This window comes from Enterobacter sp. 50793107 (assembly GCF_001463365.1).
Lineage (GTDB): Bacteria > Pseudomonadota > Gammaproteobacteria > Enterobacterales > Enterobacteriaceae > Enterobacter > Enterobacter cloacae.
In genome coordinates, this window is the sequence record NZ_LNII01000062.1 from 26,305 (window position 1) to 44,691 (window position 18,387).

Annotated in this window: 17 protein-coding genes; 6 read left to right on the plus strand and 11 right to left on the minus strand. The window is 56.6% G+C overall.

Annotated features, from left to right (window positions below; translation table 11 throughout):
* The first annotated feature begins 145 nt into the window (after positions 1-145).
* The 3 genes from APU11_RS08035 to APU11_RS08045 all read left to right on the plus strand — a co-directional run bounded on the left by APU11_RS08035 (position 146) and on the right by APU11_RS08045 (position 2,942).
* On the plus strand, positions 146-886 hold the full coding sequence (locus APU11_RS08035) for a 5'-nucleotidase, lipoprotein e(P4) family (protein WP_058650737.1): 741 nt from the start codon (positions 146-148) through the stop codon (positions 884-886).
* A gap of 142 nt (positions 887-1,028) precedes the next feature.
* Positions 1,029-2,015 carry an MBL fold metallo-hydrolase gene (locus APU11_RS08040; RefSeq protein ID WP_058650738.1) on the plus strand — a complete coding sequence of 329 codons (987 nt, stop codon included), beginning with the start codon at positions 1,029-1,031 and terminating at the stop codon, positions 2,013-2,015.
* A gap of 15 nt (positions 2,016-2,030) precedes the next feature.
* On the plus strand, positions 2,031-2,942 hold the full coding sequence (locus tag APU11_RS08045; protein WP_058650739.1) for a LysR family transcriptional regulator: 912 nt from the start codon (positions 2,031-2,033) through the stop codon (positions 2,940-2,942).
* On the opposite strand, the gene APU11_RS08050 is transcribed toward APU11_RS08045, so the two are convergent.
* Positions 2,933-3,817: a LysR substrate-binding domain-containing protein gene (locus APU11_RS08050; RefSeq protein ID WP_058650740.1), complete on the minus strand. Its 885-nt coding sequence runs from the start codon at positions 3,815-3,817 to the stop codon at positions 2,933-2,935. The two genes, APU11_RS08045 and APU11_RS08050, sit on opposite strands and share 10 nt — an antisense overlap.
* Before the next feature lie 115 nt (positions 3,818-3,932).
* Here APU11_RS08050 and APU11_RS08055 point away from each other — a divergent pair, with 115 nt between their 5' ends.
* From APU11_RS08055 to APU11_RS08065, 3 genes are all read left to right on the plus strand, one after another.
* Positions 3,933-5,420, plus strand: a complete 1,488-nt coding sequence (locus tag APU11_RS08055; protein WP_058650741.1) for a UbiD family decarboxylase — start codon at positions 3,933-3,935, stop codon at positions 5,418-5,420.
* Positions 5,421-5,546: 126 nt separating this feature from the next.
* Complete coding sequence (locus APU11_RS08060) at positions 5,547-5,834, plus strand: VF530 family protein (RefSeq protein ID WP_023619621.1); 288 nt, start codon at positions 5,547-5,549, stop codon at positions 5,832-5,834.
* Positions 5,835-5,841: 7 nt separating this feature from the next.
* Entirely contained in the window at positions 5,842-7,134 is a 1,293-nt protein-coding gene (locus APU11_RS08065; protein ID WP_045294143.1) for a glycoside hydrolase family 10 protein, read from the plus strand.
* 39 nt (positions 7,135-7,173) lie between these two features.
* Here APU11_RS08065 and dsbG read toward each other — a convergent pair whose 3' ends face one another.
* From dsbG to APU11_RS08120, 10 genes are all read right to left on the minus strand, one after another.
* Positions 7,174-7,932, minus strand: a complete 759-nt coding sequence (gene dsbG / locus APU11_RS08070) for a thiol:disulfide interchange protein DsbG (protein WP_020688674.1) — start codon at positions 7,930-7,932, stop codon at positions 7,174-7,176.
* A 42-nt stretch (positions 7,933-7,974) separates the two neighbouring features.
* Positions 7,975-8,586 (minus strand): DsbA family protein, encoded by a 612-nt coding sequence (locus tag APU11_RS08075; protein ID WP_058650742.1) that lies wholly within the window; start codon positions 8,584-8,586, stop codon positions 7,975-7,977.
* Positions 8,587-8,593: 7 nt separating this feature from the next.
* The gene (locus APU11_RS08080) at positions 8,594-10,624 is read right to left on the minus strand and encodes a protein-disulfide reductase DsbD domain-containing protein (protein ID WP_058650743.1); all 2,031 of its coding nucleotides are present in this window, start codon (positions 10,622-10,624) and stop codon (positions 8,594-8,596) included.
* A 47-nt stretch (positions 10,625-10,671) separates the two neighbouring features.
* Complete coding sequence (locus APU11_RS08085) at positions 10,672-11,043, minus strand: hypothetical protein (protein WP_013096558.1); 372 nt, start codon at positions 11,041-11,043, stop codon at positions 10,672-10,674.
* A 90-nt stretch (positions 11,044-11,133) separates the two neighbouring features.
* Positions 11,134-11,700, minus strand: a complete 567-nt coding sequence (locus APU11_RS08090; RefSeq protein ID WP_048972091.1) for an RNA polymerase sigma factor — start codon at positions 11,698-11,700, stop codon at positions 11,134-11,136.
* A gap of 5 nt (positions 11,701-11,705) precedes the next feature.
* Positions 11,706-12,125: a hypothetical protein gene (locus tag APU11_RS08095; RefSeq protein ID WP_013096556.1), complete on the minus strand. Its 420-nt coding sequence runs from the start codon at positions 12,123-12,125 to the stop codon at positions 11,706-11,708.
* A 761-nt stretch (positions 12,126-12,886) separates the two neighbouring features.
* Positions 12,887-14,437, minus strand: coding sequence for a methyl-accepting chemotaxis protein (locus APU11_RS08105; protein ID WP_058650744.1), 1,551 nt, complete (start codon positions 14,435-14,437; stop codon positions 12,887-12,889).
* Positions 14,438-14,534: 97 nt separating this feature from the next.
* Entirely contained in the window at positions 14,535-15,551 is a 1,017-nt protein-coding gene (locus APU11_RS08110) for a LacI family DNA-binding transcriptional regulator (protein WP_060578384.1), read from the minus strand.
* Positions 15,552-15,579: 28 nt separating this feature from the next.
* On the minus strand, positions 15,580-16,986 hold the full coding sequence (locus APU11_RS08115; RefSeq protein ID WP_058650746.1) for a sucrose-6-phosphate hydrolase: 1,407 nt from the start codon (positions 16,984-16,986) through the stop codon (positions 15,580-15,582).
* Entirely contained in the window at positions 16,986-18,356 is a 1,371-nt protein-coding gene (locus APU11_RS08120; protein WP_058650747.1) for a sucrose-specific PTS transporter subunit IIBC, read from the minus strand. Before APU11_RS08120 ends, APU11_RS08115 begins: the two co-directional genes overlap by 1 nt.
* Positions 18,357-18,387 lie beyond the last annotated feature (31 nt).

Below are 18,387 nucleotides of genomic sequence, written 5' to 3' on the forward strand. Positions count from 1 at the left end.
CCCACATTTTACGCGGAATGAAGTACAAGCTTAGTTCAGGATCGAAAGCACGTTTCAACAGAGCCCCAACGTGCAACCGTCATTTTTCTGTCACTTAAATTCATTACGCTTTCGTCATTTTGACAAGGGTGTTAAGGAAACAATAATGAATTCAATAGCTAAGGCATTACTGGTGGCAGTACCGATGTTGAGCGCAACCGCTACCGCGGCAAATAATGAACTGTGTGAACCAAAAGCCTACGAAATGGCGCTGCGCTACCAGCAGAAGTCAGCTGAAATCATGGCGCTTCAGCTGCAGACGTACCGTTTTGCCACCGGCCGTTTTGACGAGAAAGTGAAAGATCTGAAAACGCCAGAAAATTACGCGGTGGTCATGGATCTGGATGAAACCGTGCTCGACAACACCCCGCTGCTGGTGCGCGACATGGAACAGTGCCATGACTACACCCAATGGGATACCTGGAGCGACTGGGAAAAACAGGGAAAACCCGGCCTGATCCCCGGCGCGAAGGCGTTTCTTGAGCATGTGAATCAAAGCAAGGTGCGTATCTACTACGTCTCTGACCGCATGCAGGAAAATAAAGCAGATACCATCAACACGTTAAAATCCCTTGGCCTGCCGCAGGTCTCGGACGACAGCGTGCTTCTGGATACGGTGAGTAAAGAAGAGCGCCGCCAGAGCATCCTTAAAAAGCAACAGATCATTATGTTGTTTGGCGACAGCCTGCCGGATTTCGCCGTGCAGTTTAAAAACAAAAAACCGAGTGAGCAGCAGCGCGGGCTGGTTGAGGCAAGCGCAGAGCATTTTGGCAATGACTGGATTGTGCTGCCTAATGCCGCTTATGGCTCATGGTCAAAAGCCACGCCGGACAGCTGGAAGCCGTAACAATCTGCCCGCCGGGCACGGTATTGCCGTTGCCCGGCCACCCCACTGAGCTATCCATCCTATTTATAGGTCCTATCACTGTTGAGCGGGTTCTTAAATTTTGATGCATAAGTAAGATGAGGACTTTCTAAAGGAGATCATCATGCTTACTGTCAAGAAACTTGCCCTCTCTACGCTCATCACCAGTTCACTGCTCTTCTTCCCTGCGCTGCACTCCCTGGCAGAGACGCCTCAGCACGTGGTGAAACAACCGGCGGGCGGCTACAGCGTTCAGGTGGGCAACGTGCTGGTTACGTCGTTTACGGACGGCAGCGTCGCGCAGGATCTGCACGCGCTATTGCGCCGGACCACAGAGCAAAAAACCGATGCGTTACTGGCGAAAAATTTCCAGGCGAACCCGGTTGAGGTCTCCATTAACGCCTTTCTGATTGCGCTGCCGGGACACAAAATTCTGGTCGATACCGGTTCCGGCCAGCTTTTTGGTCCAGGCAACGGCGGGCGTTTAATCGAGAGCCTGGCCACGCAGGGGATCAAACCGCAGGACATCACGGAAATCTTACTGACGCACGCGCATTCCGATCATTCCGGTGGCCTGATAAAGGACGGTAAGGCGGTATTTACCAACGCCCGCGTGTTCGTGGGGAAACCGGATATCGACTTTTTCTTCAATGAAGAGAATCAGAAAAAAACCGGTTACGGTCAGAACTACTTTGACGTGGCACAGAAGACCTTAAAACCGTATCTTGATGCCGGCAAAGTGGTGCCGTTTACCGGTACATCAGCGCTGCTGCCGGGTATTACCGGAACGGTTCACCCCGGTCATACGCCGGGCTCGGCCTTCTATACGCTGGAAAGTAAAGGCGAGAAAATTACCTTCGTGGGCGACATTATCCACGTCGCTGCGGTACAGTTCCCGCAGCCTGATGTGACCATCGCCTACGATGAAGATCAGGACGGAGCAGCCCGTGTGCGCAAGCATGCCTTTGACGAATTCGTCAAAAACAGAGATCTGGTTGCCGCGCCACACCTGCCGTTCCCCGGTATCGGTTATGTCACCAAAGGCGAACGCGCGGGCTATGCCTGGGTTCCGGTTACCTATACCAACCGGGACGCCAGCACAGCTAAATAAACAACGGAAAACAACATGACGCCATTTTCAGACCTGGATATTGACCTGATATTGACGTTGGATGCACTGCTCACCGACCGGAACATCACGCACGCCGCCGCACGTCTGGGGGTCAGCCAGCCCGCGCTGTCAGCCCGTCTTTCGCGCCTGCGTGCCATTTTTGGCGAGCCGTTGTTTATCCCTTCCCCACATGGACGTGGGGTGTTGCCCACACCCCGAGCCGAGGCGCTGAGGCCTCAGGTCGCGGCCGTTCTGCGTGGCATCAGCGCGATGCTTGCCCCCACCGGGTTTTACCCCCGCGAGAGCAATCGCACGTTCGTCATTGCCCTGCATGAAAACCCGGCCCTGATGCTTGGGGCTGAACTGCTGAATCACATCAGACGTGAAGCGCCGGGGATCCGCCTGCGTTTCGCCCTGCCGGAGTGGGTGAACCTGCCCCAGCAGCTGGAAAGCGGAGACGTTGATATTTACATCGGCGTGAGTGCGGGCGCGCACGACGGCTGGGTCAGACGCAAACTGTTTGAAGACGCGTTTGCCACCGCCCAGCGCAAAGGGCATCCTCGCGGTACGGGGCCGCTGGATCTGGCGCAGTATTGCGCCCTCTCTCATCTGGTGGTCTCCTCCCAGGGCGATCCATTTACCGGCTTTGTCGACCAGACGCTGGCCGGGCTGGGATATCAGCGCAACGTGGTGATGTCCACGCAAAGCTATGCCATGGCACCACCTCTGGTGGCGGGGACTGACCTGATTTGCACCTTACCGGGACGCATGTTGCAGCAGTTCGCCACCACGCTCGATATTTTCCCGCCCCCGCTGCCACTCCAGCCGATCGCCATCAGCATGTTCTGGCATCCTAAAAACAGTCAGGACACGGCGAACGCCTGGCTGCGCGAACAATTGCTGCTGGCCGCCGGGCGTCAACCCTGAGCAACGGTGGTGAGGAATTTTTTTAAGACTTCAGAACGAATGATTCGGTGACAAACCAGCGTCAGCTCGCTCTCCCTGAGCCGATCAATAATGTCGACGTAAACCACATTACCGACGTTCACCGCCCTTGCTGAGGCGGGCAAGAGCGCAATACCAAATCCCGCCGCGACAAGGCTGATGACGGTGGGCACGTCGGTGGCATTCTGCACCACCTCCGGCTGGAAACCCGCACCGTTACAGGCGTCATAGAAATATTGTTCCAGCCCCATGCCTTGCGGATCGCGCAGCGAGATCCACTTTTCGTCCTTCACGGATGAAAGTGTCAGTGCGGATGACGTGGCCAGGGGGTGTTGGCGAGGCAGCGCCAGCACCGTTTTCTCTGAGGTAAAGGGGCGAGATTGCAGATCGTCAGGTAACGCAGGCAACGGAGCCCGGATAATCGCCACGTCCAGCTGGTTGGTCTGCACGGCTTCGTAAAGCGTCTGCACGTTCCCGGTCATCAGCGAAATGGCAATCGCGGGCCAGTTCTCGTGCAGCTGGCGCAGCGTTGCAGGCAGCTTACCGTCGAACATCGCACTCGATACACATCCCAGATTCAACACCCCCTGTTCGCCACGAGCGGTTTGTCTGGCGTCCAGCACGGCCTGCTCGGTCATCGCAATTGCCAGCCGGGCTTTGACCAGAAACGCGTCTCCGGCAGGCGTCAGGGTTAAGCGACGATGTGCCCGGCTAAACAGTGTGACGCCCAGACGCGCCTCCAGCGCTTTAATCTGCTGGCTCAGCGCAGGTTGCGCCATGTTCAGGCGCTCCGCGGCGCGGTGCATATGGAGCTCTTCGGCTACCACCAGAAAATTACGCATCAGACGAAATTGCATGATGAAGTCCCGCGAAAATTGATAATAAAATGCTTATCAAAATAGCATCAATGATGCAATTGATGCCATCTGTCGTTCGCCCAACAATGGAGGTCAGCCATTAAGGGAGAAAAACATGCAAAACCCCATCAACGATCTCAGAAGCGCCATCGCGTTGCTGCAACGCCATCCAGGTCACTATATCGAAACCGATCACCCGGTAGATCCCAATGCTGAACTGGCGGGCGTCTACCGCCATATCGGCGCGGGCGGTACCGTAAAACGCCCCACCCGCACGGGCCCGGCCATGATGTTCAATAGCGTGAAGGGCTACCCCGGCTCCCGCATCCTGGTAGGTATGCACGCCAGCCGGGAAAGAGCGGCGCTTCTGCTGGGTTGTGAACCCTCGAAGCTGGCGAAGCACGTTGGTCAGGCGGTGAAAAACCCCGTTGCACCGGTGGTGGTTCCGGCCTCGCAGGCACCGTGCCAGGAGCAGGTCTTTTACGCCGACGATCCGGACTTTGACCTGCGTAAGCTGCTCCCGGCCCCGACCAACACGCCGATTGATGCAGGCCCGTTCTTCTGTCTGGGGCTGGTACTGGCAAGCGATCCGGAAGATACCTCGCTGACCGATGTGACAATTCACCGTCTCTGTGTGCAGGAGCGAGATGAACTCTCTATGTTCCTTGCCGCCGGTCGCCATATCGAAGTCTTTCGCAAGAAGGCCGAAGCGGCGGGCAAACCGCTGCCGGTAACCATCAATATGGGACTTGACCCGGCTATCTACATTGGGGCCTGTTTCGAAGCGCCAACCACGCCATTCGGTTACAACGAGCTTGGCGTCGCCGGGGCATTACGCCAGCAACCGGTGGAACTGGTACAGGGCGTGGCTGTAAAAGAGAAAGCGATCGCGCGGGCGGAAATCATCATCGAGGGCGAACTGCTTCCCGGCGTGCGCGTAAGAGAAGATCAGCACACCAACACCGGCCACGCCATGCCGGAGTTCCCGGGCTACTGCGGCGAGGCGAATCCGTCTCTGCCGGTGATCAAAGTGAAAGCCGTGACGATGCGAAACCACGCGATCCTGCAGACGCTGGTGGGCCCGGGCGAAGAGCACACCACGCTTGCCGGTTTGCCGACCGAGGCCAGCATTCGCAACGCGGTCGAAGAGGCCATTCCCGGCTTTCTGCAAAACGTTTACGCCCACACCGCCGGAGGCGGTAAATTTCTCGGCATTTTACAGGTGAAAAAACGCCAGCCGTCAGACGAAGGACGTCAGGGCCAGGCGGCACTTATCGCCCTGTCCACCTATTCCGAGCTGAAAAACATTATCCTCGTGGATGAAGACGTGGATATCTTCGACAGCGACGATATCCTGTGGGCAATGACCACCCGCATGCAGGGCGATGTGAGCATTACCACGCTTCCGGGGATCCGCGGCCACCAGCTGGATCCGTCGCAGTCGCCGGACTACAGCACCTCGATCCGTGGAAATGGCATTTCCTGCAAGACTATCTTCGACTGCACGGTGCCGTGGGCGCTGAAGGCGCGGTTTGAACGGGCGCCGTTCATGGAGGTTGATCCCACACCGTGGGCGCCGGAGCTGTTCAGCGATAAAAAATAGACCGTCGTCGCCGTTTCTTCGCCCCACCGGGTGAAGAAACGCAAGCTTAAATTGCCGCTTCCCCTGCTTTCTTGTACCCTTTCAGCGTTTACCCCAATCCCCTGTAAATCGAGACACCGGACGCCTATGACTGCACATATTTCCAAAGATCCTTTGCATGGCGTTACGCTGGAGATGATGGTCAACGCCCTGGTGGCGCGATATGGCTGGCGCGAGTTGGGCGATCGAATCAAAATTAACTGTTTCAGAAATGACCCAAGCGTGAAGTCGAGCCTGAAATTCCTGCGCCGTACCCCCTGGGCACGCGCGGAGGTCGAGGCCCTGTATCTTGATTCCCTCAATGATAACGGGACCGCTGAACGCGAGGCGCCCGCCTTTAACCCCTGGGCCAATAGTCGGATAACCAAGAGCTAATACGCAAATGATGCGACATGTAAAACGGACTGGTGCGCTGCTTGGCTGCGCGCTTTTACTTGTTAGTTGCTCCTCAAAACCCCCAAAGTCGCTGGTCACACCGCTCCCGACCCCAGGCAAACCGACGCAGCAGGCAAACGAGCCGATGCGTGGGATCTGGCTGGCAACTGTCTCCCGTCTCGACTGGCCGCCGGTCGCGTCGGTGAATGGCCGCAGTGCTGACCAGCGTATTGCGATGCAAAAACAGGCGCTGATCGACAAACTCGACAATCTGAAACGCCTGGGAATTAACACGGTGTTTTTCCAGGTAAAACCGGACAGCACCGCGCTCTGGTCGTCCAAAATCCTGCCGTGGTCAGATATGCTTACCGGCAATATTGGCGAGTATCCGGGCTACGATCCGCTGCAGTTTATGCTCGATGAAGCCCACAAGCGTGGGATGAAAGTTCATGCCTGGTTCAACCCCTATCGCGTTTCAACCAATACCAAACCGTCAACCATCGCCGCGCTGAACCGCACCTCATACCAACAACCGTCCAGCGTCTATGTGCAGCACCCTGAGTGGGTTCGCATCGCAGGCGATCGGTTTGTGCTCGACCCGGGCATCCCGGAGGTGCGTGACTGGATAACCCGGGTGGTGACCGAGGTGGTGGCGAACTACCCGATAGACGGCGTGCAGTTTGATGACTACTTTTATGCCGAATCGCCCCGCTCAACGCTGAATGATGCGCAGACCTACAGACAATACGGCCAGGGGTTTAGCTCCAAAGCCGACTGGCGTCGCCACAATACGCAGCAGCTGATTGTGCAGGTCTCTCGGGCGATCAAACAGACAAAACCGCAGGTTGAATTTGGTGTCAGCCCGGCGGGTGTCTGGCGTAACCGCTCCTTTGACCCGGCAGGATCCGACACCCGTGGCGCGGCGGCGTATGATGAATCCTACGCTGACACCCGTCAGTGGGTGCAACAGGGGCTGCTGGACTACATTGCCCCGCAAATCTACTGGCCTTTCTCCCGCGATGCGGCACGCTATGACGTGCTGACCAAATGGTGGGCCGACGTGGTGAAACCGACCCATACCCGTCTGTACATCGGCATTGCGTTCTATAAAGTGGGCGAGCCGTCGAGAAATGAGCCGGACTGGACGATTCAGGGCGGCGTGCCGGAGCTGAAAAAACAGCTCGATCTCAACGACTCCCTGCCGAACGTGAATGGCACGATCCTGTTCCGCGAAGATTACCTCAACCAGCCGCAGACGCAGCAGGCGGTAAATTACCTGAAAGGACGCTGGGGAAGCTAAGTACAGTCAGGCAGAAACGCCCCGTTTCTGCCTGATTTTTTACGGCTTCGGCCCGAACATCGCCTCAAGCTGCTTCGCGTCCGGCATACCGACAACCTGCTGGAGCTCATTCTGGTCATTGAGATAATAAATGGCCGGTGTGGCATTCGCCCCCAGACTGTCCATTAACGCCTGGTGTTTTTGCAGTATCGCCACGGTTTCACGCGAGGCGGTGCCTTCCGGTTTAGGCAGTTTTTTACCGCCGGACAGTTCATACTCCTTCCACGCCGTAACCGGATCTTTTGCATTCAGGATCGCAGATGCGTTACGGCCGCTGTTTGGGTTGAGGAACGCCACCAGCAGCGTATTGAGCTGCACCTTACCCGCCGTCACCCACGGCTGTGCTTCCGACCAGAATGCCTTGCAGTACGGGCAGAACGGGTCGGCGAAGACAAACACTTTGCGTGGCGCGTTATCCGCCCCCTCTTTCAGGGGGTGCGCAGCGTTCAGTTGCTTCCACATTTCGCGTCCCATCGGGGCGTAGATCTCCTTCTGGAAAATACCCTCGCTGAGGTTTTTACCCTTCTCATCATAGAGATAACCCGAAATAACGTGCTTTCCGTCAGGCGTGAGAAAGAGCGTCACCCCCATGTCCTGATATTGTCCCAGCCAGGCGGGTGCGCCACCGGGCACGTCGATCTTCTTGAGGATCTTAATCTCCTGCTGCTCGCTAAAGGTCTTCACGACATCAGGTATAGCATCCGCAGCCTGCGCCAGCCCTGACGCGGTCAGCAGCGAAAGTAACAGTAATTTTTTCATGTCCCTCTCCGGTTTGTTCGGGGGCCTGAGGCCCCCTTCAGGTTAGCGGTTTTTCAGTGCATCGGTGACCATTTCATCAAACTGTTCGAAAGGCACCCAGCCGGGTAACAGCCCTTCGCCAATCAGCGTGGCCGGTGTACCCTGAATGCCCAGTTTTTCGGCGATGATCAGGCTGCGTTTTACCGTGACCAGGCTCGTATCATCCGGCGTTGAAACATTCACGCCCGCGCGCTTTTGCGCCTCCTGAATGCTGGCGTCATCGTGATACCCTTTTTTCGCCATCAGGGTTTCGTTGAACTTCATAAATTGCTCAGGGTGTGAACGCCAGACGGTTAACGCGTCGCGCGCGGCGGTTAGCGAGCTTTCCGAACGGAACGGCAGAAACTTAAACACCACGGCCACCTGCGGATGTTTCTCAACGATCTTCTCCAGATACGGATCGAATTTTTTGCAGTATGGACAGTTGTAATCCGTAAACACCACCAGCGTCAGCGTTGGATTTTTGGCACCGATACGCGGTGAATCCGGGTCGTTAAACAGAAAATCGTAGACCAGCTTCTGAGCGCGTTGCTCCTGATCCGGGGTGATCGGGTCCGCCGCCATCACCTGGGCCGAAGCGAAAAACAGCAGAAACGTAATAAAGATTTTTTTCATAACAGCGTTAGCCTTTTGCTTTGTTCAGGGTGGTCATCAGAGTGCGTTTGTCCAGCAATGGCGAGAGGATGTCGCCCTCCGGCGTTCCAGGGCCATACACCTGGTTAAACGGGATGGCGTAGCGATTACGTGATTTCAGAAAAGCCGCAATCGTCTCTGATGGCTGGCTCCAGTCTCCGCGTAGCGCAACCACATCCGGCTGGCGCAGCGCGGCGATAACCTCCGGCTGATTCAGCACCCGGTGCTCATTCACCTTGCAGGTGACACACCAGTCCGCCGAGATATCCACAAACACCCGTTTCCCTTGCGCAAGCGCATCGCTGATTGCCTCTTCACTGAGCGGCTGCCACGGGATCGTTTGTTCGCTATTCTCAGCCGTGGTTACCGGCGTTGCGTTCACTATCCCGCGCAGCTGATAGCCCCCGAATACGGCCAGCGCAATCACCACCACCCAGAACAGCGGCGATGATGTCTGACCGCGAAGGGCATAGACCACAATGGCGACCACAATCAGAAGCAGCATGAGGATGTGGCTGAACATCTCGCCCAGATGCAGACTCAGCAACGTCACCAGCCACAGGCTGGAGGCCAGCATCATCCCCCCCAGAATCACCTTCAGGGTATTCATCCAGCGGCCAGGTTTTGGCAGCAACAAGGCGGTTGTGGGGATCAGCGCCACGAACAGCCACGGCAAGCTCATGCCCACCCCGAGCATCAGGAAGATAAGCCACAGAGAATGCAGCGGTGCGCCCAGCGCAAAGGCCACGGCCGTACCGAGGAACGGCGCGGAACACGGCGTGGCAAGCAGCGTGGCAAACACGCCTTCGCAGAAGCTGCCCGTCAGTCCGGTTCCGCCCGTTGTGGCGAGCCGTCCGGTGGCGGCGGAAGGCAAAAACAACTCAAACGCACCAAACAGGTTCAGTGCGAAGAGAAAGGTCACGGCAACCATCAGCCCAATAAACCACGGGTTCTGGAACTGGATGCCCCAGCCCAGCGACGCACCGGTGAGTTTCAGAACGGTTACCATCGTGGCCAGCAGCATAAAGGAGGTCAGAATACCCGCACTGGTCGCCAGAAAACGCAGCCGGATTTTCCGCGTGTCCGTACCCGCCTGCAGGACGCTGCTGAGCTTCATGCCCATTACCGGCAATACGCAGGGCATCAGGTTCAGGATCAGACCGCCCAGCAGTGCAAAGGCCAACATTTTGACTGTTCCCGCTGGCGCACTCTGCACCGCGTCTGCAGGGGCTGCGCCTACGGTCAGTTGCGTTTGCTGGGCTTTATCGCCGTTGGTGACGACAAATGACAGCGTTTTCCCCGCAAGCGTCGCGGGTTTATCGCCCCACTCATCGGTGACCGGAACCGCGACCTGAAGCCGGTTTCCGGTGTGCTTAATCACCGGTTCGCCGGGCAGAATGTCACCCTCCAGCGGGTCAAAATAGATCCCAGGATTGATCCATTCGCCTTCCGTCGTGGCCGTCATCATCAGCTTGCCGTCTGATAACCAGGCGCTGAAGTCTGACGACACGCCTGACGAACCGGGTACTGAACGCATCGCGTCTTCAAATGCCGTACGAAAGCCCGCATCCGCTGGCGTGCGGAAATCCAGATGCAGCTTGTAGTCCGTCAACAGACAGACGTTGCTGCAGGTTGAGAGCGTGAGCGTGGCGTCGAGCACATCCGCGTCCGTCCCGGCGATCGTGATGGGGATCGTGACGCTATCGTGGTAGCCCTGGGTCGTCAGGCCCGAGATATCAAAGCGGGAAGGAACCGGCCAGTACCAGGTATCCTTAACGCCCTGTGGCCAGCTGATTTTCGGGGCCACGCCGCCCTCGCCCGGCGAACGCCAGTAGGTTTTCCAGCCGGGCTGCAGCTCGACGCTGAGCAGGCCGATGATGCGGTCGTGATCCCGCTCAGCCTGAAAGCGGATGCGGGCGTGATCGTTTTGCGGTGACACCAGCCAGCCCGTATCTGCCGCATGAGCAATACCCATGCAGGACAGCCACAGGAGGAAGAGTCCCCTGAAAAGGTTAACCATGTTTTACTCCGTGAATAGTGAAAATTATCGTGTGGTGACGATGCTTTTCATTCACGGAAAACGCAGTTTTTGAGGTGTATTCGGGGAGGCGGTGCCTGGACAGGCTGCTCCCTGGAGAGAAATGTGCGCCGTTGGGTAAATAACTGCAGCAGAGCGAAGAAGATAATAATCGCCGGTAGCGCACCGTCAAAAAACAGCGGCTGGGCGCAAAGCAAAGACTGTGCGCCAAGTTGACACGGCGACGGGCCGGGCTGTTCAGCCTCCTGACCCGGGGCGTCAGCCATCATGAGCGTTTGCACCTGAGGATCCAGCCCCTGTAAAAAATGGTTGAGATAAACCGCACGCTGAACCAGGCAAATTGCCATTGCCAGACACGTGATTATCAGAAGCCATTTACCGAGAAGCTGACGGTTGCGCATAACGTTCCAAAATAACAAGACGCCCCGATCATAAACGATAGTGATGAATCTACAAGTCCCGACAGTGTAAGGTTTTGTCTGCCGGGAACATTATCCCCCTGTCAGCGCGTCATACACATCCCGCAATCGCGTGCGCAGGAACAACACGGCCTTATGCTTACGCGATAATAATGCCTGCTCGCTAACCCCGGTTTCCCCGGCCAGCAATTTGATGCTGTAGCCCTGTAGCTCCGTCTTCTCAAAGACCTCGCGCTGCGCTGCGGGCAGTTCAGCCAGCGCCTGCCCCAGCTCTTCCCACAGCAGCGTTTTGAGGTACTCCTCTTCCGGGGTATGCGGAACGCCGAACAGGGTTTCAGCGATCTCATCTTCCGGAAAATCGTCATCCTCCTCGCCTGTGAAGCTGAAATAACCGGAGAGCGACACTTCACGCTTTTTCCGCGCCCGGTCGGTCATCTCATTTCGCGCCGCGCGAAACAGCCACGCGGCAACGTTTTCGACCGGCTGTTCCACCTTCATCAGCTGATACGTGATCTCCTGCAAAATATCGTCGGCGTCGTCACGTACCGGCGTTCTTCCGCGAATAAAGGCTCTCAGCCGGGCGCGGCAGGCATTAACCGCCGACATCAGCAAGGATCCGCCCGCCTCCCCGGTTTTCATCTCGCTCACTCTGCGTCCGGCGCTTTCGGCGCGTTGTCTTCACGCTTGTCGTCACGGTGGCCGTGCCAGCCACAGTGCCCGCGACCATGGCGACCAAATCCTTCCCGGCGCTGCTGCATGAACGCTTCACGCTGTTCGGGCGTCATGTTCATCCAGCGTTCGTGCATCCGGCGGTGCGCACCAAACATACCCGGACGGAAACCCAGACCACCAAACAGGATCCGGCTCAATATCAAAATGCCCAGCGCCTGCCAGAAGCCAATGGCTTTCACGCCGAGGATCGCCGGGAGTAAGGCGTTCCACAGGGACATCACCAGCAGACCGAGCACGATAAAAATGACCGCGCCGATGACTAAGCCCTTGCCCATACGGTGGCGACCGAATCCGCGCCCGTGACCTCTGCCGTGCATATCAAACTCTCTCATGGTGTTGACCTCGTTTACAGTAACTGATTATGGCTTGTGATGAGGTAGACGGATGAGGAACAAAAATATTGCTAAAAATTTTTAAAAACATCGTAGTCAATGTGGTTTACGCTTTTCGCGACTGACGAACGGAAACAGCATAAAAATTAAAACCCGTAATAATGCCGTTCTGTTCGCGCTTTTAAATCAGGTTATTTATTCAGCAGGTTTGATATTGATGCTTTTTAAATGCCCTACTCCTGTTGTTGAGACTATTCCTATAATCATCCAAAAAACCTTCTATTTAACAATACTCTAAAGCGAGGCTTAATTAACTATTTTTAGTTAAAAGTTTGTAATCATTACATCTCTGTCTATTATTCATAGCGTCATGCCCTGCAGCAGGAAATAGAAACAGACACATTAAAAAGGAGCAATCCGGTAATGATAGGCAGACTGACGAATTATATCCTCTGGTACCACACTGTCTGGGTGTTTATATTTTTATTAGTGGTCGGCGTGGCTGCTGGCGTATTTTTTAATGCCATACTGCATTTCCATGGGGATGACGCATTCCTGACAGGATTAATTTTCTTTTTATTCCCGGCGCTACTGGTATGCCTTCGGCTACATCGGCTATCAGCGAAACATCGCCAAAGATAATGCCCGTCACACCGGTTGTTGAATCAAAACACTTTGCAATATTAAGCTGAAACCAACAACTTAGCCGCGTTTATTGCCGGGTGGCGCTACGCTTACCCGGCTTACAATCCACAATAATATCAAGCCTGCACTGGCAAACTAAAACTCGAAATACTCCGCGTGAGCTGCTGGGCCTGCTCTTCCAGCGACGCGGCCGCCGCGGCGGACTGTTGCACCAGCGCGGCGTTCTGTTGGGTCACGCCGTCCATCTCCGTCACTGCCTGCCCGACCTGACTAATCCCGCGGCTTTGCTCTTCAGAGGCCACAGAAATTTGCTCCATCAGCGTGTTCACTTTATTGACGGAACTGATAATCGAGTCAATCACCTCCCCTGAGCGCCCCACCAGTTCGGCACCGTTTTTGACGCTGGAAACCGACTGGGCAATCAGGCTTTCGATGTCCTTGGCCGCCACCGCGCTTTTCTGCGCCAGCGTGCGAACTTCGCTGGCTACCACGGCGAAACCACGCCCCTGGGTACCGGCGCGCGCCGCTTCTACCGCCGCGTTAAGCGCCAGAATGTTGGTCTGGAAAGCGATGCTGTTGATCACGCTGGTGATGTCCTCGATGCGCTTCGAGTTTGCGGCGATGGTATTCATCGTTTCAATCATTTCACGCGTGACGGCCTCCCCGGTGTGGGCATTTTTCACCGCGTCCTGCACCAGTTTTCCGGCCTGATAGACGTTATCGGTGTTATTGGCGACGGTCGCGCTCAGTTCTTCCATGCTGGCTGCCGTCTGGGTTAGCGCAGAAGCCTGCTGTTCGGTGCGCGAAGCCAGGTCGATATTCCCGGAGGCAATCTCCTGTGCGGCATGGGTCACGGTATGACTCGCGTCACGCACCTGGGCGATGGTTGCCAGCAGCGCCTGGCGCATCTGCTCCATAGAGCCCATCAGGTGATCAATTTCATTGCCGGAATTCCCCTTCACCGGCACCGGAATATCCAGTTTGCCTGCGGCAATCTGGCTGCAATGTTCACGTGCCAGATTAACCGGTGCCAGAACAAGGCGTTTCATAAGCAGGCTGACGGCGACGATCACCAGCACAAACAGCAGCGCGATAGCAGCGATAATCGCCAGCCCAGAAACAAAGTTGCTGCTCGCATCTTCGTTCAGGCTTTTGGCATAGGCCTGGTGTACGGCCAGAACCTGGTCGAGGACAATCTCATACTGACGATCGAGGCGCGAGACTTCCGGTATCAGGGCGTTGAATTTGGCAATATCGTGCGCGGCGGCAGCATCAATGAGCGGTGCCAGCCCCTGGTTACGGTAATTCTGCCAGGCATCCTGATAAGCGCTTACCAGCGGCGCTTCATCCGTCAGACGGGGAGACGCCATAAAGGCAGCAAAGGCGCGATCGGCTTTGGTCAGTGCCTCTTTTACTGCGGCGAGCTTCGCAGATTCATCCGCTGATGCGCCCGCCTCTACCATCTTCACATACTCCATCACCCGGACGCGCAGCGTGCGGCTATGGTTGATGGGATCAATAATTGACAGCACCACCTGGATCTCTTTGTTCACGTTATCCAGGGAGTTATTACTTTTGATGATGAGGCCAACGCTGGTGAGGGTGCTGGCGATAAAGAAGAAAAGCAGCGAGAAAAAGACAATCAGGGATGATTTTTTTAACGACATGAACCGATACCTCAAAGAAAATTATTCCTTATGGTTATCGGCTAAACCAAAACTTAAATTAATTAAAGTTATTGATGTATCCCGTCGTCCGGCAGGGCTATTCTGCCGCTTTATAGCGCCGCTGCAGGGTGGCATCCAGTTTCCGCTGCACGGGCTCTGGTGTTTCACCGTCGATCAATTTCCCAATCAGATCAAAGCAGTGCCATGCAAGCTGACGATTATCCTGGCGCACGGTATCCACCGGGATCGTGAGCGAATCGTAAAGATAGTGATCGTCAAAGCTCGCTAACCTGATGTCACTTTGCAACAGATTGTGCTGTCCCATGTAGCGCAGCACCCCTTCCAGCAGGCCGCAGGCGGCGGTGAACAGGGCTTTTGGCGGACGCCCCAGGCGAGCACAGAGTTCGGCGAACATCTCGTAACCGGAACTCGGGTGATAATTTCCGTGAATGATCCACTCCGGGCGCAGCGTAACGTTCGCGTCGCGCAGACCCTGTTTAAACCCTTCAAGGCGGTCGCGCGTGGGGGAAAGCCGTGGCTGCCCACCGAGGAAATAAAACTCATCGGGGTGCTGGCGGGCAATGTCGGCCACCAGTTTGGCTGTCGGGGTAATGGAATCGGTGATCACCAACGGCAGCGAGCTGTCATTCATGTGGCGGTCAAAGAGCACCACAGGCAGCTGTTCACTCAGTTTCTGGTAATCCGCATCGTTGAGCATGCTGGAGGCAACAATCAGCCCGTCGACCTGACGCGCCACCATGTTGTTGACCACCACGGTCTCCTGCCCCGGATTTTCATCGCTACAGGAGATGAGCAGCTGAACGCCCGCCTCGCGGCACAACGTCTCCAGTTCGTGAGAAAACACGGCAAACCCGTAGTTGGTGATCTCCGGGACCACCAGACCAATGGTGTGGCTGCGGTTATCGCGCAGCGAGCGGGCGTGAATACTGGGCTGGTAGTGATGCTCTTTTGCAATGGCCAGCACGCGCTCACGGGTCTCTTCCGCCACGCACAGCTCTTTGCTGCGTCCGTTCAGTACCAGGCTGGCGGTGGCTTTTGACACCCCCGCCAACTCCGCGATGTCTTTAATGGTGACGCGTTTTGTTTTTCTCACAACGACTTAGATCCGGCTGCCAAAACCGCTATTCTACCATGCAGCCGCGCAGCGACCAGTAGCGTAATGTGATGTCGGACGCACCTTCGAATCGCACCCGGGCCGGTTGGTCAGGAAAATAGCGACTGCTCATCACCCCTTCGCCGTGGTTGATGAAAATTTCGACGCTGGAGCGGTCGCACAGAACGCGCAGATGGTGAACCTCACCCAGCCAGTAGCGGGTTAACGTCTCACCCGTTTGCAGGCTGGCACGTTCCAGACGCAGGCCATTGCCATCGACCGTGAGGTGCAGCGCACCGGCAAAATCCAGTTTCGCGCAGGCAGCGCTCAGCTCGAACTCAAGGCGCGAGGCATCAAGCTCCGGCGCATCGCAGGCGTTGCCCTGCCAGTGCACTTCCTCTCCACGCAGCATTTCCAGCTCACGCACCGGGGTCTGCCAGAGCTTACCGTCGCGGTAGCGCAGCTCTCGCGGACAGGTCATCTGATGGATCCAGCCCTGTGCCCGGGTGGGCTGCAGCATCTCTTCCCCGTCAGGCACGCCCATCCAGCCAATCAGGATCCGCCGGCCATCTTCCGCCAGCGTCGTTTGCGGGGCGTAGAATTCAAAACCGGCATCCAGTTCGTGTAACGCACCGTGCTCAAATGCGCCGCGCTGATAGTCAAACGCCCCGCTCATCCAGGCTGCCGGATAGGTGTTGAGATAACGATGCGGCTCACGCGCCAGCCCCTGCGGGCAGCAGATCAGAACGTGCGTCCCGTCGAGGGCAAACAGGTCCGGGCACTCCCACATGTATCCCGCATCCGAGAGTCCGTTGACGCCGTTACCGGCGATTTCTCCGCACGATTCCCACGTGTGCAAATCGGCAGACCTGAACAGCAGCACCTTACCCCGCTTGTGCACATCCTGCGCGCCGAGCACCATGTACCACTGCCCGTCGTGCTGCCACACTTTCGGGTCGCGCACGTGGCCGGTGTAGCCATCCGGCAGCGCCAGCACCGGCCCCAGTTTTTTAAAGGTCCCGTCCGGTTGTTCCACCGCCAGGCACTGCCAGGCGGTGCGGCTGCCGTCATCGAACTTAACGTTGCCGGTATAGCACAGCGTCAGCATCCCGTTGTTGTCCACGGCGCTGCCGGAATAGCAACCGCTGCGGTCGTACTCTTCATCTGGCATCAGCGCCATCGGCTCGTGCTGCCAGTGCAACAGATCGTGCGAACTCCAGTGCCCCCAGCATTTATAACGGTGATCGCAGTCCAGCGGGTTCCACTGATAAAACAGATGGTAGCGCCCGGCAAACCAGATAAAACCGTTCGGATCGTTCATTAGCCCCGTCACCGGTGCCGGGTGCCACTGCGGGTAGTGGCGGTCGGCACGCGCGCGCGGTTGGCCTTTCATCACGGCCTGCAGCACGGCAGGCCAGCGGGAAGGTAATGTCATTATTCAGAGTCCGTTTTATATTTCAGCAGCAGCGAGACGGTAAACGCCACGCCAAAGGCAATCACCATGCCGATAATATAGTTGAGCAGCGAACTGGCCTGCACGATGGCCATCCCCGGCAGCGCCGTCAGCCCTACCGCCGTCATGTAGACATGCACCGACACCACCCATGCGCCGCCCACCGCACCGCCAATCAGCGCGGCCACAAACGGTTTCACGAAACGCAGGTTGATACCAAAGATAGCGGCTTCGGTAATGCCGAGCATGGCCGAGAACGCCGACGGTAAGGTAATGGCTTTGATTTTTGCGTCTTTGGTTTTAAACCACACCGCCAGGCACGCACCACCCTGCGCCACGTTCGCCATGGCCCAGATGGGCAGCAGGAAATTAACGCCAATCGACGGATTCCCCAACAGCCCGGCTTCAATCGCGTGGAAGCTGTGGTGAATGCCGGTAATAACAATCACCGAATAGAGCCCGCCGAACAGCAAACCGGCCAGCCAGCCCGCGTGGGTAATCAGCGTGCTCAGAATAAAGGAAATGCCATCGCCTAACGCGCGTCCCGCCGGGCCGATAATCAGCAGCGCGATAAAACCGGAGAGAATGACGGTCAGGAACGGCGTCATGATCAGGTCTAACGCATCCGGGATGACCTTGCGCAGGTTTTTCTCCACAATGCTCATAAACCAGACGGCCAGCAGCACCGGGAACACCGTTCCCTGATAGCCAATCATGGCAATCTCAAGGCCGAAAAAGTTCATGGTGTGGAAGCCGGACGCCACGCCCCAGGCGTTGGTCAGCGCCGGGTGGGTCAGAATGCCACCTAGCGTGGCGCCTAAATAGGGGTTACCGCCAAACTCACGCGCGGCGGTAAAACCAATCAGGATCGGTAAAATAATAAACGCCGCCGAGCTGCACATATCCAGCATGATGTAGATGGCGTTATCGGCATTCACCCAGCCGTAGGTTTTCACCATTCCGAGCAGGCCCATCAGCAAACCGGACGCAACAATGGCGGGAATGATCGGTACGAAAATATTGGAAAGCAGGCGGGCAATGCGCTGGAACGGGTTGAGCTTACGCGCCGCGAGATCTGCCGCTTCTGACTTGCTGGATTCACCAATCCCTGCCGCCTGAATAAAAGCCGCGTAAACCTTATTCACCACGCCAGTGCCAAAAATCACCTGCATCTGGCCCGCGTTACGAAAACAGCCTTTCACCCCCTCGACCTTGCCGATGGCCTGCTGGTCAGCAAGCGCATCGTCGACCAGCACCAGACGAAGGCGCGTTGCGCAGTGCGCGGCACTGGCGATGTTCTCTTTGCCACCGAGCAGCGGAATGAGCGCACGGGAAATATTATCAAAATCCATAGTTACCTCTGCCTGACTTCATTTTTATGAT

Excerpts from the sequence above, each read along its gene's own strand:
- APU11_RS08035 (WP_058650737.1), top strand. The coding sequence starts at position 146 with ATGAATTCAATAGCTAAGGCATTACTGGTGGCAGTACCGATGTTGAGC.
- APU11_RS08040 (WP_058650738.1), top strand. The coding sequence starts at position 1,029 with ATGCTTACTGTCAAGAAACTTGCCCTCTCTACGCTCATCACCAGTTCA.
- APU11_RS08045 (WP_058650739.1), top strand. The coding sequence starts at position 2,031 with ATGACGCCATTTTCAGACCTGGATATTGACCTGATATTGACGTTGGAT.
- APU11_RS08050 (WP_058650740.1), bottom strand. The coding sequence starts at position 3,817 with ATGCAATTTCGTCTGATGCGTAATTTTCTGGTGGTAGCCGAAGAGCTC.
- APU11_RS08055 (WP_058650741.1), top strand. The coding sequence starts at position 3,933 with ATGCAAAACCCCATCAACGATCTCAGAAGCGCCATCGCGTTGCTGCAA.
- APU11_RS08060 (WP_023619621.1), top strand. The coding sequence starts at position 5,547 with ATGACTGCACATATTTCCAAAGATCCTTTGCATGGCGTTACGCTGGAG.
- APU11_RS08065 (WP_045294143.1), top strand. The coding sequence starts at position 5,842 with ATGATGCGACATGTAAAACGGACTGGTGCGCTGCTTGGCTGCGCGCTT.
- dsbG (WP_020688674.1), bottom strand. The coding sequence starts at position 7,932 with ATGAAAAAATTACTGTTACTTTCGCTGCTGACCGCGTCAGGGCTGGCG.
- APU11_RS08075 (WP_058650742.1), bottom strand. The coding sequence starts at position 8,586 with ATGAAAAAAATCTTTATTACGTTTCTGCTGTTTTTCGCTTCGGCCCAG.
- APU11_RS08080 (WP_058650743.1), bottom strand. The coding sequence starts at position 10,624 with ATGGTTAACCTTTTCAGGGGACTCTTCCTCCTGTGGCTGTCCTGCATG.
- APU11_RS08085 (WP_013096558.1), bottom strand. The coding sequence starts at position 11,043 with ATGCGCAACCGTCAGCTTCTCGGTAAATGGCTTCTGATAATCACGTGT.
- APU11_RS08090 (WP_048972091.1), bottom strand. The coding sequence starts at position 11,700 with ATGAAAACCGGGGAGGCGGGCGGATCCTTGCTGATGTCGGCGGTTAAT.
- APU11_RS08095 (WP_013096556.1), bottom strand. The coding sequence starts at position 12,125 with ATGAGAGAGTTTGATATGCACGGCAGAGGTCACGGGCGCGGATTCGGT.
- APU11_RS08105 (WP_058650744.1), bottom strand. The coding sequence starts at position 14,437 with ATGTCGTTAAAAAAATCATCCCTGATTGTCTTTTTCTCGCTGCTTTTC.
- APU11_RS08115 (WP_058650746.1), bottom strand. The coding sequence starts at position 16,986 with ATGACATTACCTTCCCGCTGGCCTGCCGTGCTGCAGGCCGTGATGAAA.
- APU11_RS08120 (WP_058650747.1), bottom strand. The coding sequence starts at position 18,356 with ATGGATTTTGATAATATTTCCCGTGCGCTCATTCCGCTGCTCGGTGGC.